Raw genomic sequence first — 15872 nt, 5'->3', positions numbered from 1 at the left:
TCTAAAAAACAAGATAAAAAGTTCATTAAAAACAGCAGGAGCGGCTACTCATTCGGAAGCACTGCTATCGCATCCTGCATAAAATTGCGCTGATTCGAATACCGGTTACCGGGGCTAGGACAGGGTGTTGAACTCCAGGCAGGATGACTGATCACCCCCAGTCCGCCGGCAACCCCTCCATCATCTCCATAACCCTTTAAGCACATACTTGCCGATCCGCCTCCGTCAAGATTTAATGCGCCTGCCGCATTAAAATACTGTTTGATAAATACCGCAAGATCCGGTGTGGTCATTCCGAAGCCGGCAGGTACAGGGCTGCAATAAGTAGCCCCCGCAGCCTTGCCTTCGGCACAGATCAGCAGCACGTGGTTATTGACCGCCGGTATTGCAATTACACTGCGTGAAGCCGTACTCTGCCGGATATGTTCCTGTAAAGCGGCAGAGGGCCAGGCGGGACTGGAAGTTTTTTCGACAATCGCACCATTGCTGATCAGCAGCGGTGCTCCGGACATCATGTACCGGTGAAGGACCGGACCAAAAGGATACTGGTTCATATCACTGGCTTCGATCCCCATGTTCCCTGTGCCATCCATAAAGAACATCCCTTCGTGATACACCCAGTAAGAGCTGGTTTTATAAATATCGGCATCCCAGTAAGTAGTATCCCTGTTCCTTAAAAATGCAGCGTATTTCTTATACGGACCGGATGGAGCGGGCATACGGGTTGCAAAGGTTCCGCTCAGGGCGGCCAGTGCCGGCGTGGGCGCTCCGATGATCGAAGTAAGGGTGGTTTTATCAAGCGAATCCACCTGCATAAAATCGAGATGATTTACCGAGAGGTCAATATCCAGCACATTTACATACTGAATTTCATTGGTGCCCGTCGATGGTAAAAAGAAACGGTTCCCATGAAAATAATACCAGGTGATTCCCGGGTACGGTTCACTTTGCTTCCATCCCTGGGCAACCTGTAATACACGCGCCTCCGGTATCAGTTTCCGGATCTTATTGTTGTTGACATCGGCCACATAAAAATTACCCGAGCCGTCTGTCGTTACCGATGTGGGGATATTAAACCTTGAAAAATTTCCGTCCTCAGCGCCATAGGTCTCCGGCGCGCCGGCAATGCCATTGCCCGCCACAGTAGAAAGAAACCGGCCGGTGCTTAACCGCCGTATCGTATGAAATTCGATATCGGCAATATAGATACTGCCGTTCCCCGCTACCATAACGCCAAATGGCTGCCCCATCCTGGCCGTCTCAGCAGGAGCATCCAAACTGTAGGACGGCGATTGCGGAACGCCTGCCAGCAGCGATGTAGTACCTGTGGCGGTCACTTTCCTGATACAATGGTTCATCCGGTCGGCCACGATGATATTCCCTGCATTGTCGATGGCCACTCCGGAAGGGAAGGCAAACCGTGCAGCAGCTCCGGATCCTTCCAGGTAGCCTTCCGACCCCTGTCCTGCAAGCAGCGAGGTGCTCCAGGAAGTACCGCTCAGACTTAATTTCTGGATCCGGTGATTTTTTGAGTCGGCCACGTAAACCGTTTTCCCGTCCCCGGTAACCGCAACATCCACGGGCCAGTTAAACTGTGCAGCACCGCTTCCCGCTGTGGAGCCGGCAATGGTTGAAACAATACCTGCTGGGGTGATCTTCCGGATGCGTGCATTGTCGCGGTCCGCTACATAGAGATTATCCGCATTATCGATCGCGATCCGTATCGGCCGGTTAAATGTTGCCACACCCGGCGCACCATTCGCTGCCCCTGTCACACCCGCTATGCCCGCAAACAGGGAAACGGTTCCCGAGGGCGTAATCTTCCGGATCACATGATTGTCGCGGTCCGCCACAAACAGATTCCCTTTTGAGTCGAAGACCAGGCCCTCCGGTTTATTGAACTGTGCCGTGCGCGGATCTCCGGAAGTACCATTGCCGCTTCCTGCCATACCCGTGCCCGCAAACGTTGTAACATCAAAGGCCGAATCATTAGCCGCCACAACCCCTACAGGCGCAAGGTTTCTGGCAGAAGCTGTAACAACCGGGGTATTCAGATCCTGCCGGATCTTGGTACAGCAGCATAAAAGAACAACTCCAATTACAACGAAAAATGATCTTGTTTTCATAACGTTGATTATTTGATGAATGAATTGAACTATTCCATGAGGTTATCAATACCTGCCGGACCAGGCATAATCCGGACCACAGCGCTCTGTCATCTCAACCCGGAGCGCTTTATTTTTTCCCTTCAACAAATCAGGGAAGCACAGCCCCCATCACAGTGGTGCCGGTCCGGGACTTATTATTCTGATCCTTCAGATAATAGTTTTCGTCCAGGGAGAGATTGGCGCCTGCCACCTGCAACTGGAGGGTCGTCATGCCAAAGACCGTTGCAGGCGTACCCGCCTTTACCGGCAGCGTCTTCCCATAACCGGTACCATAGGCTGCAAAGGGCTGGAACATGGTTGCGGGGTCGAAGGATTGACCGGGTTCCGGCGTTTTCGCATAATTGTAAACGCCGGTGCCCACGATACTGGATTGCAGGCTGATATTTGCACCGCCGATCTCATTCGTATGACCGGTGTTCCCTGAAACAACCGAGTTGTAGATATTCACGGTATTGGCCGTCGGACTGTTATTATTAAACACACCCGATCCGCCATTTGCAGCCGTGTTGCCCACACCTCCTTCGTTGTTGCTGATGGTGGTATTGATGATATCCACTGTGGAACCTCCGTACACCGCAACCCCGGCTCCAAATCCGGAGCCGACATTTTTATTACCATAGATCGTACAGTTTACGATCTGGTATTGGGAACGTTCCCTGGAATAGATCCCTGCTCCTACACGTGCAAAACCCGGAGCCCCTACCTGGTTTTCCGCAATCGTTACATTGTACAGGTAGTTGTAGGACACTACCCCGACATTAAGACTGTACAATCCACCGCCTACACCCGTGGCGCTGTTCCCCGTGATCTCGGAGTCAAAAACATACAGCTTCGAGCCATCGTTCCAGATACCGCCGCCATTTCCTGTGGCTTTATTGTCGGAAACACTGGAATTGCGGATCGTGACCTCCGACTGGGAAAGCATATAGATCCCTGCAATATGCTGATCGGAGCTGTTATCCGTGATACGGCAATCCTCCAGCAACAGCTTTGATTTAATGACCACCAGTCCGCCGCCATAGTTCCGGGCCAGGCTGGCTCCGTTTACCGCTACGGCACCGGAAGACCCGGCATGACCTTTTGTGATCGTGATCCCCTGCATCGACACGGTATGCTCGCCTTCGGGGATAGCGCTTACCACCACCACATGATAATTCTTATCCCCCCCGCTTAAAAGCACGGGAAACCGCGCCGGATCAGCAACGCTGCCCGTTCTGGCGTCGGCCGGATACCCTCCGGTCAGGTGAACATTCTGTGCAATCTCAAATGTGTTATCGGATGCATCACCCGCGTTGCCGCCTGTGATGGTCTTTGAGGGATGATAGGTCCCTCCGGCGATATGGATCTCGTCTCCGTTCGCGGCATTGGCAAGGGCAGCATCCAGCGTAGTGGCATTCTCCCACGACAATCCGTCCTTGTTTTCATCTCCATTTGCTTTCACATAAAAATGACGGGTATGATCAGGAGCAGGTTCACCTCCCTGCTGCGTAATGGTCATTTTAACAGCTTTATCAGCGGTGATATAACCGGTGATCTCTGCGGTGCGGGGCTCAGTGGTACGGTTGCGTGCAATGGCCACCCGGAAGGTACCGGTCTTATCTCCGTTCGCCTTTACAAAAGTGATCCAGTCGGCAGCCGCTTTCACCCGCCAGGGTAAATTGGCTGTTACCGGAATTTCAATGGTGTCCGTTTCGCTGGGTACGGTAACAGCCGTCTGTGGAAATGAGATATCAGGAACACCGGGTGTAAAGCTTTCCCGGTTTGCTTTATAACAGGAAGCAGCAAAAAGCTGAAGAAGGATCACTAAAAATGCGATCTTTCCAAATTGAATGCTCTTTATATTCATTGCGCTGGTTTTATTGTGTTTTAGAAATGATCAATAGTCCGTTGGCTACAGCCCGCTCCTGTCCGCCGTTATCAGTCGGCCAGTTGCGCAGCACAAAACGTCCTTCGGTAAATGCAGGCGTGTTTCTTATAAAAAAGGTACTGGAGCCGCCGCCATCGTTATTCACCGCATTGTAGGCGCCCAGCGCTTTCATGAATTTTCCCTGTGTTTCGTAGTTCATCCCGTTCGAATAATAAAAATTCCGTCCGTCCGCTACCAGAAAGTAAACCGTATTGCCATCTTCAGAAACACCGATACTGGTACGCGGCTCAATGGTAACATCGGTCTGCGGAACCAGTATCCCGTCCTTCACCAGGACGGCCCGGGCACCAATGGCCTCCTGCAGATCGCCCTCCACTTCCTGGTATACCTGTTTATCACCCACCACTGCTTTCCGGTTTTTTAAAATGCCAAAGAACGTGGTATAGATATCCGGGAACAGTGTACGGATCGCAATGCCCTCCTTATACAAAATCCCCCGGGGTGTTCCGCTCACGCCATCAAAAAAATCTCCGTTGATCCCGCCCCATACCTTGTGACCTTCCTGGTCTTCATACGTGGCCTGCACCGTCATGGGCTGCCGGCCAAAAGCAGGAGCATTATTCGGCGTGGATGCTTCTATGAGGATACCGGGATCAGACAGGTCGACCTCAAAAATGAACAATTTCATCGAAAGCCCTGCAGCAGATAAATAGCGGACCTCAGTGGCCTGTAATCCATCCACTATTTTGTAGGTCGTATCTGTGAACACATTTGCGATCAGACCGGTGCCTTCGATCAGTCGCTTTGTTACCGCGGTTTTTGCAACTGCCGTATATGTTTCGTAGGGCTTCAGCAGCTCCTGTTTTTTACTGCATGCCGTTAAGAAAAGGAACAAGGGCAATAACAGGTATGAATAGTGGAAATCTGTTTTTCTCATTTGTAAACGATTTATTTTTTTGTGGCCGCATCAAACCGAAAACCGCGTTCTTCTGTGTTCTACCGGGATGACCGTATTGACGACAGCCATGATTTTTTTAACTGAACTTTTCCTCTCTATTTGATCAATAGCCGGGGTTGGGTTGCAGGTTTGTATTGTATTGCAATTCGCGGCCGGGGATCGGCAACAACGCCTGATGTGGTTTGATCCCTAATTGCGGCACGGCCCTTCCCGTCCGTACAAGGTCATAGAACCGGAAGTTCTCTCCCATCAGCTCAAGGCGCCGTTCTTCCAGGATGAGTGAGGTATACTGATCATCCGATGCTGCGCTTACCGGCTGTAATCCCCGGTAGCTCCGCAGCTGGTTCAGCCGGGCCAGGCCATCCACCCTGCCCTGTGCCTCGGCACTGATCAGGTACATTTCTGCGATCCGTGAAATGATCACCGGATCTTTGCCGGTCTGGCCGCTGGGATATTTATTGACACAATCGGTACCGGCGATATTGATAATGGAGATCTCTTTCCGTTTATCCGTACCGGAATAGGCATTCACCAGTTGCTGGGAAACGCGGTAGCTTCCCTGCCCTTTATTGGGATGGGCGTAGGTATAAAACAGGTCAGAGATATTATTACTGGATTCTTCCGACAGGTTTTCAAACGCAAAGATGATCTCGGTGTTGGTCTGTTTTCTGAAGATCTTTTCAAATGCATCCAGCTGGTATTTACCCGAAGTGATCAGCCCCTCCGCCAGGGTAGCAGCTTCGGTCTTTTTTCCCTGGCTTAACAACACCCGGGCTTTTAATGCCGTAGCGGCATCGGCCGAAACATAATAGTAATTTGCAGCACTACTTAATAATGCGGAGGCCGCATTCAGTTCTTCCTCAATAAATTTCCATACTTCCGGCACCGGATCACGAAAAGGCTTTTCCAATGTGTTTTTCTTTAAAACGGGAACCGCCCCCCATCTTGTAAGCAGGTTGTAATAGATCAATGCCCTGAAGTAATGGGCTTCTCCAAGTGTTCTGTTACGATTCTCCGAGGCTTCCATACTTTCACAGATACCGATGACGTTATTTACCTGGAATAAGGCGCTGTAATACCCGTTCCATCCGCCCGCGATCATCGAATTCAGGGGCGAAAGAATATTGTTGATCAGGTCGATGGGTGCATTCGAAGCTGTGTGTATATCCCCGCCCAGCAGGTCGAACAGGATAAACGAATAAACACCGGGGTCGTTCTGCACATCATTATACATGCCCACCCGCAGCGCCGGCAGGTCTTTGGAGGTTACGGCCTGAGGTGCCATGGCCGAAGAAGGATACAGGTCAAGTTTTTTGCCACAGGAGGTGGCCATCAGCAGGATGCCGGATACGGCTAATATATGTCGTAATTTCATTGTTATCGGATTTAAAGGTTAATGTTTACGCCCAGGCTATAGGTCCTTGGCTGCGGATTATTGAACCAGTCGGTACCAAAAAAGCGGGGATCGAGGTCCTTGCTCACTTCAGGATCCCATCCTGAATATTTTGTCCACAGGAACAGGTTGTCCACCTGTCCGTAGACCCGGATGCCTTTTACATTAAACCGTTTTATTTTAAAGGAAGGAACCTGGTACCCTAAAGTAACCGCCCTTATACGGATGAAGGAACCATCTTCCAGAAACCGGGTCGAGTTGCGTGTGTTAAATATTTCTCCGGCAATCGCACGCGGATAAACATTGGTACTGCCGGGACCGGTCCACTGGTTTACGATATATTCTTCCAGCTGTGCCGTCCGGTAACCGATGCGGGCCAGCGCAGAGGGTTTTGACTGGTTGTATACATTATTGCCGTACATAAATGTGGTCAGCACATCCAGCTGAAACCCTTTGTATCCGAAAGTATTGTTCCATCCCCCGGAAAATTTCGGATTGGAGGAACCCACTACCACGCGGTCATTATCATTAATGATGTTGTTCCCGTCCACATCCTTCCATTTTACATCACCTGCGCGCACTCCCAGGTCAAATTGTTCCTGGGGCACTTCCCCGTCATACTGATAAAGGCCTTCCATCTGGAAAAGGTAGAACGATCCGATATCCCGGCCCACCTGTAATGCGCGGTTATCACCGATGGAGATCGGCTGATTGCCATTGTCGATCAGCGACAGGATCTTATTGCGGTTGTGGGCGATGTTGAAGCTCGTATTCCATTTTACCTGCCCCAGGTTAAAGTTGGAAGATATGGAAAGCTCCACACCCCGGTTATCCATAGAGCCTATATTTGAGATAATACTTGTCATACCGGTTGTAGCATGGATGGGCATGCTGTACAGCAGATCGGTGGTCTTTTTATAATACGCATCAAACGATACATCCAGCTTGTGATTGAACATGCTCAGATCAAAACCTACGTCGTACTGATCCGCTTTCTCCCAGGTAAGGTCTTCATTTCCGAAGGAGGATACGGAAATACCACTCTCCTTGCCATAGTTCTGACCGCCCGACATCAATGCCTGGTAGGCATAACTTCCGATCCCCTCCTGGTTCCCTGTTTTTCCGTAACTGGCCCTCAGCTTAAGATCCAGGCCAGCATCCTTTAAAAAAGGTTCTTTGGATACATTCCAGCCAAAAGAAACAGAAGGGAAAACACCCCAGCGGTTCTTGGGATGGAATTTGGAAGACCCGTCCATACGCAGGGTAGCCGTCATCATATACTTGTCATCCAGCGCTACCGTTCCCCGGCCGAAATAAGATTCCAGAGCATATTCACTTACGGCACCACCGGCACCAAAGATCTCGGAGGCCACAGATACCGTTACCAGTGAGGGCGTGGGAAACCCTCTGGCATCTACACTGGTATTGCGGATGTGCTGACTCTGAAAGGAGTGCCCCGCCATCCCGTTTACTTCGATCCGGTTAAATGTTTTCTGGTAATTCAGCGTATTCTCCACCAGGAAATTCTGTATGAGCCGGTTGTAATCGATCAGGCGTCCCACCCCGGTTCCGTAAGGATGGTTGGCATTAAAATAGGTATAGTCGTAGGTATAGTTAATGTCTGCACTGAAAGAAGATTTAAAAGACAGGTTGTCATTAAAGAATATATTACCATAAAACGTTCCCAGGTAACGGAGATTGTCAACATAAGCCACCTGCTCATTAAGGATCTGAACCGGGTTATGGTATACCAGTTCATCCGTACCTCCTACATAATAATCACCGTTCGGTTTAAACGGCCGATCGAATGGCCGCTGGCCGATGGTACGACCGATAACCGTAGTACCGGCATTGGCGCCGGGGATCTGGTTGTTCCGGATATAGGTGCCGATATTATTGGCTCCCAGTTCCAGCCAGCTGTTGAACCGGTGTGTCAGCTTGGTATTGATATTATATTTTTGAATGGAATTGTTCCTGAACACACCCTCCTGGTCGGTGAGGCCAAAACCAACGTAGTATTTGGTGCTTTCCGTACCGCCGGAAAAGGAGGTATTCAGGTTCTTGAAATAGCCCTTTTGCAATACAAGGCCCAGCCAGTCGGTATCCGGCATATCACCAAACGGGTTGCTGATCGGCATTTTGTAATTGGCATCCCCAACCGAAAGACCATACTGTTTGTTATAATTTTCCTGGCCCTGGTTGAACTGCTGCACATACAGACCGGAGTTGGCGATCTTCACCTTTTTCCGGTTCGCAAATTCGGAGAAGCCCGTTGTGAGATCCATGCGGATATTGTTCACCCCTTTCTTGCCCGATTTTGTAGTGATCAGGATCACACCGTTGCTGGCCCTCGAGCCATAGATGGCGGCTGAAGCGGCATCCTTCAGTACTTCGATCGATTCGATATCGGCATGGTTCAATGCTGCAAGCGGACTATAGGTTTCCCCAAAATCATATAAGGACATATTGGCGGTATTGATCGGTACCCCATCCACCACATACAACGGGTTGTTGCCGGCGCTGATGGAGGAATAGCCGCGCACCGATATTTTTTCTCCCGACGCCAGGTTCCCGGATCCTACAGTTACGTTCACCCCGGCTACCCTTCCTTCCAGTAAACGGGTAGGACTTGCAACCTGGCGAACATCTTCGTCTTTCACCTTGAACCGGCCGATAGCGCTGGTCACCAGCTCTCTCCGCTGGGTCCCATATCCGACTACCACGATCTCGTTCATCGCCGACTGGGCGGCTTTCAGTGTAACGGACAGGTTACCGCCTGCTGCAGCGGCGATCTCTTTTGTTTCATAGCCGGTATAGCTGATGATCAGGGTCACTTTTTGTGTTTCGGGAATTATGGAAAAACGCCCGCCGGCATCCGTTGCCGTACCCGCACCGGAGTTCTTTATTCTGACAGAAGCTCCGGCAAGCGGACGCCCCTCCTCATCGTTTACCACCCCTCTTACGGGGTCCTCCATTACCTGGGTCACTTCCATAACCGGACGGGGAGCTTCTTCCTTTTTCTTGTTTATGATGATGGTATGCTCTTTCAGTGTAAATTCGAACGGCTGTCCCAGGAAGAGCTCAGACAGTGCCTGCTGAAGCGCAACGCCTTTCAGCTCCAAATCTACCGGTTTTGCGTCCTTCAGTTCGTTGTACCGGTAAAAAAGGTTGTACCCGGTTTGCTTCGCTATGGCCTTCAGCACTTTTTCCACGGGAACATGCTTCCCGGAGTAATGTACCTGCTGCGAATACCCCCTGGCACTCAGCTGTAGTACACCGACCAACATAAAAAAGACCGTGAATCTCATAAGAAAAAAAATTTTTGACAGGGATACAATACGGGCTGAAGCCTTCCCGCAAAGGATTAATTTCATACTTTTGAAATGTTTAAATGAAAGATTATTGATTCACTGATTGATAACTCTTTGTAATTTGAACAGCCCTTCACAGGGTTCAACGGGAGTGTTGGTAGCATTCCCGTTTTCTGTTACCGCTTTCACTACATTTAAGGGTGCATATATTTTAGTTTTAAATGGTTTTATAAATGGTACGCCGCATGGTAATCCCGGTGGTCTTTGTACCATGCCCGCGTGCAATCACTCAACAATAAGCGTTCTGCCTTCCAGGCGGAATTTTACTTTCCCGTAGCGGAGGATCTCCAGTACTTTCTGAATGTCCTCGCTCCGTTTTATTTTTCCCACGAACTCATCTTTGGGAACAGCGCCGGTGTATCTTATATCAATGTCGTACCAGCGCGCCAGCTGGCGCATCAGTGTCGGGATATCGGCACGGTCGAACTGGAAGAATCCTTCTTTCCAGGCCATTACCGATTCCACATCCGCCTTGCGGATGACCAGGGGCGCCGGTCCTTTCAATACAGCCTGGAACCCGGGTTTCAGCAGACCCGATTGTTGTGCGGTGCGGATCCTTACACTACCTTCCAGCAGTGTTGTCTTCAAAGCCGCCTCATCCTTATAAGCATTCACATTGAATTTTGTGCCCAGCACTTCTACTTCCTGGCCATCGCTCACCACCCGGAACGGTCTGGTTTTATCATGTGTCACTTCAAAATACGCTTCCCCGTTGATGGTTACCCGGCGTTCATTTCCGTCAAACCGGGTCGGGAAGGAAATACGGGAAGCATTATTCAACCATACCAATGATCCGTCCGGCAATACCACCTGATAGATGCCGCCCTTGGGTGTCTCGATCGTATTGATTCCACGGGGCACGGCAGCTGTTCCGTTTACATCAAACACCACCAGCCCGTCCTTTTCTTTCCGTATGGAAAAGGAAGCGCCCTGCTCCAGTGTACCGTCCGGTGCCTGGTTCAGGATGATCCTTTTACCATCACCCAGGGTAAGCACTGCATTGTTACCACCGGGAATCACCGGTGTGGTCTGCATCACAGCGGTACGCTGTTCCGGTACGGGGCGGGTATGATACCGGAACAGCAGCACACCCGTTGCAATGATCGCAACCGCCACCGCCACCCGGTAGAGGTACCGGCGCGGATGCCGCTTTAATGCAATGACTGGCGCGGCTGGTGCGGCCTGTTCCCCAATAGCGGCATCCATCGATTCCAGGAGATAGTCATCCAGCTTTCCTTCATCCAGCAGGTGAAAAAAGACCTCCAGTTCTTCCGCGCTCAGCTTTTTCTCCAGGTACCGGCTGACCAGCGTTTTATAAAATTCCGACTCCATTTATGACAGTTCCTTCTTTTAAGACAACAAACAGCAGCCCGAGGGTAGCTGTTTCCCGGATTTTTTAAAATTTATTTTTATGCGCATACAGACTTCCGGCAAAAGTCCGGCCGCAGGTGCGGCCAGCCGCGTATTGCTGCAGGAATAACGATCAGTGGAAAAATACCGTCATCAATAAGGAAAGGGAAATCCCTAATTCGGCTTCAACAGTACGCTTCAGCTGCTTCATGGAGAATACCATATGGTTTTTTACGGCATTTTTGGAGATGCCCATTAGGGAAGCCACTTCTTCATAGGTCTTTTTATGCTCGCGGCATAACCGGAAGATCTCGCGGCTCCTTGCCGGCAGGTTTTCTATGGCACGGTGCAGTTGTTCCTGGTATTCCCTGCTTTGTATCTTTTCCTTGGTAGCATTGCTGTTCTGGTAATACGCTGTTACGATCTCCCCCATGACTTCCGCCGACCGGGAGGCTTTTTTTAATGCATTCAGCGTATGATTTTTGGCAGCTGTATAAAGGTAAGACCTGAACGACCGCACTGCTGTAAGCTGTTCCCGGTGTTCCCAGATCCTGATAAAAACCTCCTGGGCCAGGTCTTCCGCCATGGCTCTTGAATGAACATACCGCTCCACGAAAAAGCACAGCTCTTTAAAATAAGTTTCAAAAACCTTTAAGAACGCTTTTTCGTCACCCTCAGCAATCCGCTCCGTCAGTTCCTGTTCATGAATCGCCATTTTTTTCATATCTCAAAGCAAATTTAGGCGCGTAATATTACTAAAATATTAAAATGATGGAATAGTGCAAAATGCAATCTGCATCTGTTCTGTCCCCCGGCTCTGGAGATGTCCGTTTTTAATGCTATATTTAACATAGGTTCCGTTTCAGCATAAAATAGTTTTTCATAATGAAAAATATTCTGCTTTGTATTCTTTTGCTTGCCCCCTATGCAAATAGCCAGGCGCAGTCGGCGCCGGATTTCAAGGAGCTCTTGGACAGCGCCCTGGTTCAGGATGCAGATCTTAAAATACAGGTTACAAAAAGCAAATTGACCAGCCTGGATCAGCACAAATTAAAAGATGCTTTTCTTCCCACACTGGAAGCCAGCGGCATGGCAGGTTATATGAATGCCACGGCACATATTGTTTCCCCGGAGATCAACCTGCAACCTTTTTTAACCATCCCTGAAGGCCGGTACAATAATAATCTCAATATCTCCGGCTTTTCCGGTCTGGCCAAGGCCGATGCAAAAATGCTGCTGTATTCCGGGGGAAAAGTAAAATACCTGGGTAAAGCCCTCTCGGAAAAGCAACAATCGGAGGAGATCCTGCTGGAGAAAACACGCGATGAGGTGGTGGCCACCATTTCCCGCGCCTATGATCAGCTGGCACTGGTACATCAGTCCAAAAAAGTACTGGATGAAAGTAAAAAAAGACTGGATGCCAACCGCAAAACTGCCGATAAGGCCCTGGGCTATGGATTGATTACTCCGTATGATCATAAAAAGATAGAGTTGGCACAAGTCACACTGGATGCCAAAGTAGCCGAATACGAAGGCAAGAAAGAATTATTGCTGACCCAGCTTGAAGTACTTACCGGAATTGATAAGGAACGGCTCCGGATGATCGAACCCGTGCTGGAGCCGGTAACGCCCTCTATACCCCAGCGGTCCATCGAAGACCGCGCAGAGATCCGGGCATTGAACCACGGTATCAGCGCGGCCGACTATAAAATAAAAGCCGAAAAGACCTGGTGGATCCCCAAAGTGCAACTGATGGCCTCCGCCTATTACCTGGGTCTTTACGGCAGCCGGCTCAAAACATCCGACAACATCATCCCGGCAATACCAGATATTGGGTATCCCGGGCGCAAGCTGGACTGGCGCCCCACCAACCTCAATATATTTCCGCTGCTGACAGCAGGTGTGGGTTTCAAATGGGAGATCTTTGATGGCAGGGAAGGGATCCACGCCACTGAAGTGGCGCGTATCGACAAAGAGCTGCTTCAAAACCAGCGGTACGATGCCCTGCGCAAGCTTACCCTCAACCAGGCCAATAGCCAGTCGGGTTATGACATTACCAATGCACAGATCGTTTTAAAGAAAAAGCAAAAGGAACTGGCACAAAATGCCCTGGTGCAGGCAGAGAAAGAATTCCGTTACGGTATGGCAAAATCCACACAACTCATAGAAGCAGAGAATGACCTGGAAGCGGCTGAGCTGGATTACCAGAATGCCATTTTCAACCAGCGCAGAGCAGCCATCGAGTTAATGCGGTCCACCCAGGAGCTGGATATAACAAAGCTGTATCAATAAGCAGCCGGTTACAGCGCTTTATGTGGGACAGAGCTATAAAAATATTGATCAGTAAATCTTATTCAGATAAAAATGAAAACCAGTTTTTACATTCCCCTCATAAGTCTGCTGGCTATGGCAGGCTGTGGCAGCAAGAAGGAAAAGCTCACCGGTGTTGAGGGTAAAAGCAAAAAAGAGGTGATTTCCTTTGCACCAAAAGTGACCGGCCGTATCCTGAAGATCTATGTTGCAGAGGGACAAACCGTAAAAAAAGGCGATACCCTTGCCCTGCTGGATGTGCCGGAGGTTTCTGCTAAAATCGCACAGGCACAGGGTGCCGTAAATGCTGCCAGTGCCCAGGAAAAAATGGCCCGCAACGGTGCAACGGCCGACCAGATGAAGCAATTACAGGCCAAGTACAAGGGATTGAAGGAGCAATATGAGTTTGCCCGGAAATCCTTCGACCGGGCCACGAATATGTATAACGACAGCCTCATGGCGCCGCAGGCCTATGATGAGATCTATGCCAAGCTGCAAGGGGCAAAGGCCCAGTACGATGCGGTGGTGGCCGAGCTGGATGACGTAAAAAAAGGTACCCGGGTGGAAAAAGTGGATATGGCCGCCGGACAGGCATCACAGGCCAGGGGTGCTTTGCAGGAGGCCAATATCGCGTATTCCGAACGTTATGTTATTGCTACTAATGATATGGAAATCGAGACCATCAGTCTCAATACCGGGGAACTGGCCACTGCGGGATTTGCCTTATTCAACGGTTACGTCCCTGAAAGCACTTATTTCCGTTTTACGATACCGGAAAGTAAGATTGCCGGGTACCGCAAAGGACAGGCGGTAAAAATGGAGGTAGTATATAACAAGGAATTGCTGGAGGGTACCATCCTGTACATTAAGCAGCTGACACGCTATGCAGACATTACCACGGCCTATCCCGATTACCAGGTGCAGGATGCAGTGTACGAAATAAAAGTGCAGCCCGGGGATATGAACAAGGCCCGGAATATCCTGGTTAATGCAAGTGTCATTCTGAAATAGTTTTTTATGAAAGAATTTTTGCGCCTGCTGAAACGCGAGTTCAAACTGTTCGTCGGGAATGCGACCCTGCGAACCGTCTTTTTCCTGGCGCCTGTTTTCTACGCCACCCTGCTGGGATTTGTTTATAAAAGCGGCAAGGTAGAGAACACTCCGGTAATCGTTATTGATCGCGATAATACACCGCTCTCCGGTCAGCTGGTGGAGATGCTCAGTGATAATAAAAGTATTAAGGTACTCCGCTACCTGCAGGAGCCGGTAAGTATTAATGATGAAGTGATCCGGTATGAGGCCGCGGCCGTGGTAGTGATCCCTCCGAAATTTGAAGCCGGCATGCTGCAGAAAAAATATCCGGAGATCAATGTATATGTGAACACCGGCAATATGATGACCGCCAACTTTGCCACCAAAGCGCTGCAGCTCACCATCGGCACCTTTTCCGCAGGAGCTGCCATGAAAGGCCTTCAGAAAATGGGGATGAACCCCGGCCGGGCCGCCACACAATACGAACCTTTTAAGACCAATTATATCACCCTCTTTAATACCACCAGCAACTATCTTATTTTTATGTGGCCCGCTATGCTGGCCGTAGTGCTGCAACAGGTGATCCTGCTGGCAATGGCCGTGAGCTTTGCTGCAGAATTTCAGCGCGGCTCCTTTACAAAGGAATATTATAGTATGCGGCGTTGGGCCTTCCCCACCATGCTTATCAAGGTCATTCCCATCTGGGTGTTTTCCATACTCATCGTATGTATCTATTACGGTATGCATATAATTTTCCGGGTGCCGATACCGCGGGGCATACTGAATTTCATGCTGCTCTCCGCTTTTTTTGTAGGCTCTGCTTCTTTCCTGGGTGTCTTTATCAGCATCCTTATCCCGGATGCATTGAAAGCCACACAAATATTGATGGTACTGGCCTCGCCGGCTTTTATCATCAGCGGTTTTACCTGGCCTTTAAATGCCATGCCCGGCTTTGTGCAGTTCATTGCCAATATCATCCCCCTTACGCCCTTCTTACAGGCATTTAAAATTCTCCTGATACAGAAAGGTGCCGTGGAGCTCACCTTTCCTTACCTGCAGCACCTGGGCATTCTTTTGATCCTTTATGCTTTTCTGGGTTGGGTAGCTTTAAAGATCAAAATGCGGTCGTTGTTTAAGCCCGCTACACCGGCCGGTGCGCAAACAGAAAAAGCCTGAAGTAACAACGCTTTTAATGTATTCCCCGCCAGCCCCGTTCCATTGACCTGAACGGCTATCCTCCTGATACATTCACATATGCGTCAGGATAAAAAAGACTTCACCGTGATAAAATACTTGTGCCCCTGTAGTTGAAGTCGATATTTATCAACTAAAAACGGGTAATCGTTAACGGATGCAGCGCGCCGTTGATCATTATAACCGGGGGCCCTCTATGATCGTCCGAGCCGCAGCGCGGCGGTAACCT

General features: G+C 49.9%; 10 protein-coding genes. 3 read left to right on the top strand and 7 right to left on the bottom strand.

Going from position 1 to position 15872, the window contains the following annotated elements; genetic code table 11:
- Nucleotides 1–44 precede the first annotated feature (44 nt).
- The 7 genes from K7B07_RS13335 to K7B07_RS13305 all read right to left on the bottom strand — a co-directional run bounded on the left by K7B07_RS13335 (nucleotide 45) and on the right by K7B07_RS13305 (nucleotide 11831).
- A complete protein-coding gene (locus tag K7B07_RS13335) occupies nucleotides 45–2126 on the bottom strand; it encodes a phosphodiester glycosidase family protein (protein WP_223710379.1) in 2082 nt (693 codons plus the stop codon).
- 130 nt (nucleotides 2127–2256) lie between these two features.
- Complete coding sequence (locus tag K7B07_RS13330; RefSeq protein ID WP_223710377.1) at nucleotides 2257–4014, bottom strand: right-handed parallel beta-helix repeat-containing protein; 1758 nt, start codon at nucleotides 4012–4014, stop codon at nucleotides 2257–2259.
- Between the two features lie 10 nt (nucleotides 4015–4024).
- Nucleotides 4025–4972, bottom strand: a complete 948-nt coding sequence (locus K7B07_RS13325; protein WP_223710375.1) for a phosphodiester glycosidase family protein — start codon at nucleotides 4970–4972, stop codon at nucleotides 4025–4027.
- Nucleotides 4973–5096: 124 nt separating this feature from the next.
- The gene (locus K7B07_RS13320; protein ID WP_223710373.1) at nucleotides 5097–6368 is read right to left on the bottom strand and encodes a RagB/SusD family nutrient uptake outer membrane protein; all 1272 of its coding nucleotides are present in this window, start codon (nucleotides 6366–6368) and stop codon (nucleotides 5097–5099) included.
- Nucleotides 6369–6379: 11 nt separating this feature from the next.
- Nucleotides 6380–9694: a TonB-dependent receptor gene (locus K7B07_RS13315; protein ID WP_223710371.1), complete on the bottom strand. Its 3315-nt coding sequence runs from the start codon at nucleotides 9692–9694 to the stop codon at nucleotides 6380–6382.
- Between the two features lie 288 nt (nucleotides 9695–9982).
- A complete protein-coding gene (locus K7B07_RS13310) occupies nucleotides 9983–11089 on the bottom strand; it encodes a FecR family protein (protein WP_223710369.1) in 1107 nt (368 codons plus the stop codon).
- A gap of 151 nt (nucleotides 11090–11240) precedes the next feature.
- Nucleotides 11241–11831, bottom strand: coding sequence for an RNA polymerase sigma factor (locus K7B07_RS13305; RefSeq protein WP_223710367.1), 591 nt, complete (start codon nucleotides 11829–11831; stop codon nucleotides 11241–11243).
- Between the two features lie 161 nt (nucleotides 11832–11992).
- Here K7B07_RS13305 and K7B07_RS13300 point away from each other — a divergent pair, with 161 nt between their 5' ends.
- From K7B07_RS13300 to K7B07_RS13290, 3 genes are all read left to right on the top strand, one after another.
- Nucleotides 11993–13399 (top strand): TolC family protein, encoded by a 1407-nt coding sequence (locus K7B07_RS13300; RefSeq protein WP_223710366.1) that lies wholly within the window; start codon nucleotides 11993–11995, stop codon nucleotides 13397–13399.
- Between the two features lie 72 nt (nucleotides 13400–13471).
- A complete protein-coding gene (locus tag K7B07_RS13295) occupies nucleotides 13472–14428 on the top strand; it encodes an HlyD family secretion protein (RefSeq protein WP_223710364.1) in 957 nt (318 codons plus the stop codon).
- 6 nt (nucleotides 14429–14434) lie between these two features.
- A complete protein-coding gene (locus K7B07_RS13290; protein WP_223710362.1) occupies nucleotides 14435–15625 on the top strand; it encodes an ABC transporter permease in 1191 nt (396 codons plus the stop codon).
- The last annotated feature ends 247 nt before the right edge of the window (nucleotides 15626–15872 follow it).

The sequence above is a fragment of the Niabella beijingensis genome, assembly GCF_020034665.1.
GTDB classification, from domain to species: Bacteria; Bacteroidota; Bacteroidia; order Chitinophagales; family Chitinophagaceae; genus Niabella; species Niabella beijingensis.
Note: the sequence above shows the minus strand (reverse complement) of the source record. Positions and strands in the feature narration are given on the sequence as shown.

Bases quoted from the DNA above. Each gene is read 5' to 3' on its own strand.
- K7B07_RS13320 (WP_223710373.1), bottom strand. From the start codon at position 6,368: ATGAAATTACGACATATATTAGCCGTATCCGGCATCCTGCTGATGGCC.
- K7B07_RS13335 (WP_223710379.1), bottom strand. From the start codon at position 2,126: ATGAAAACAAGATCATTTTTCGTTGTAATTGGAGTTGTTCTTTTATGC.
- K7B07_RS13305 (WP_223710367.1), bottom strand. From the start codon at position 11,831: ATGAAAAAAATGGCGATTCATGAACAGGAACTGACGGAGCGGATTGCT.
- K7B07_RS13325 (WP_223710375.1), bottom strand. From the start codon at position 4,972: ATGAGAAAAACAGATTTCCACTATTCATACCTGTTATTGCCCTTGTTC.
- K7B07_RS13310 (WP_223710369.1), bottom strand. From the start codon at position 11,089: ATGGAGTCGGAATTTTATAAAACGCTGGTCAGCCGGTACCTGGAGAAA.
- K7B07_RS13315 (WP_223710371.1), bottom strand. From the start codon at position 9,694: ATGAGATTCACGGTCTTTTTTATGTTGGTCGGTGTACTACAGCTGAGT.
- K7B07_RS13330 (WP_223710377.1), bottom strand. From the start codon at position 4,014: ATGAATATAAAGAGCATTCAATTTGGAAAGATCGCATTTTTAGTGATC.
- K7B07_RS13295 (WP_223710364.1), top strand. From the start codon at position 13,472: ATGAAAACCAGTTTTTACATTCCCCTCATAAGTCTGCTGGCTATGGCA.
- K7B07_RS13290 (WP_223710362.1), top strand. From the start codon at position 14,435: ATGAAAGAATTTTTGCGCCTGCTGAAACGCGAGTTCAAACTGTTCGTC.
- K7B07_RS13300 (WP_223710366.1), top strand. From the start codon at position 11,993: ATGAAAAATATTCTGCTTTGTATTCTTTTGCTTGCCCCCTATGCAAAT.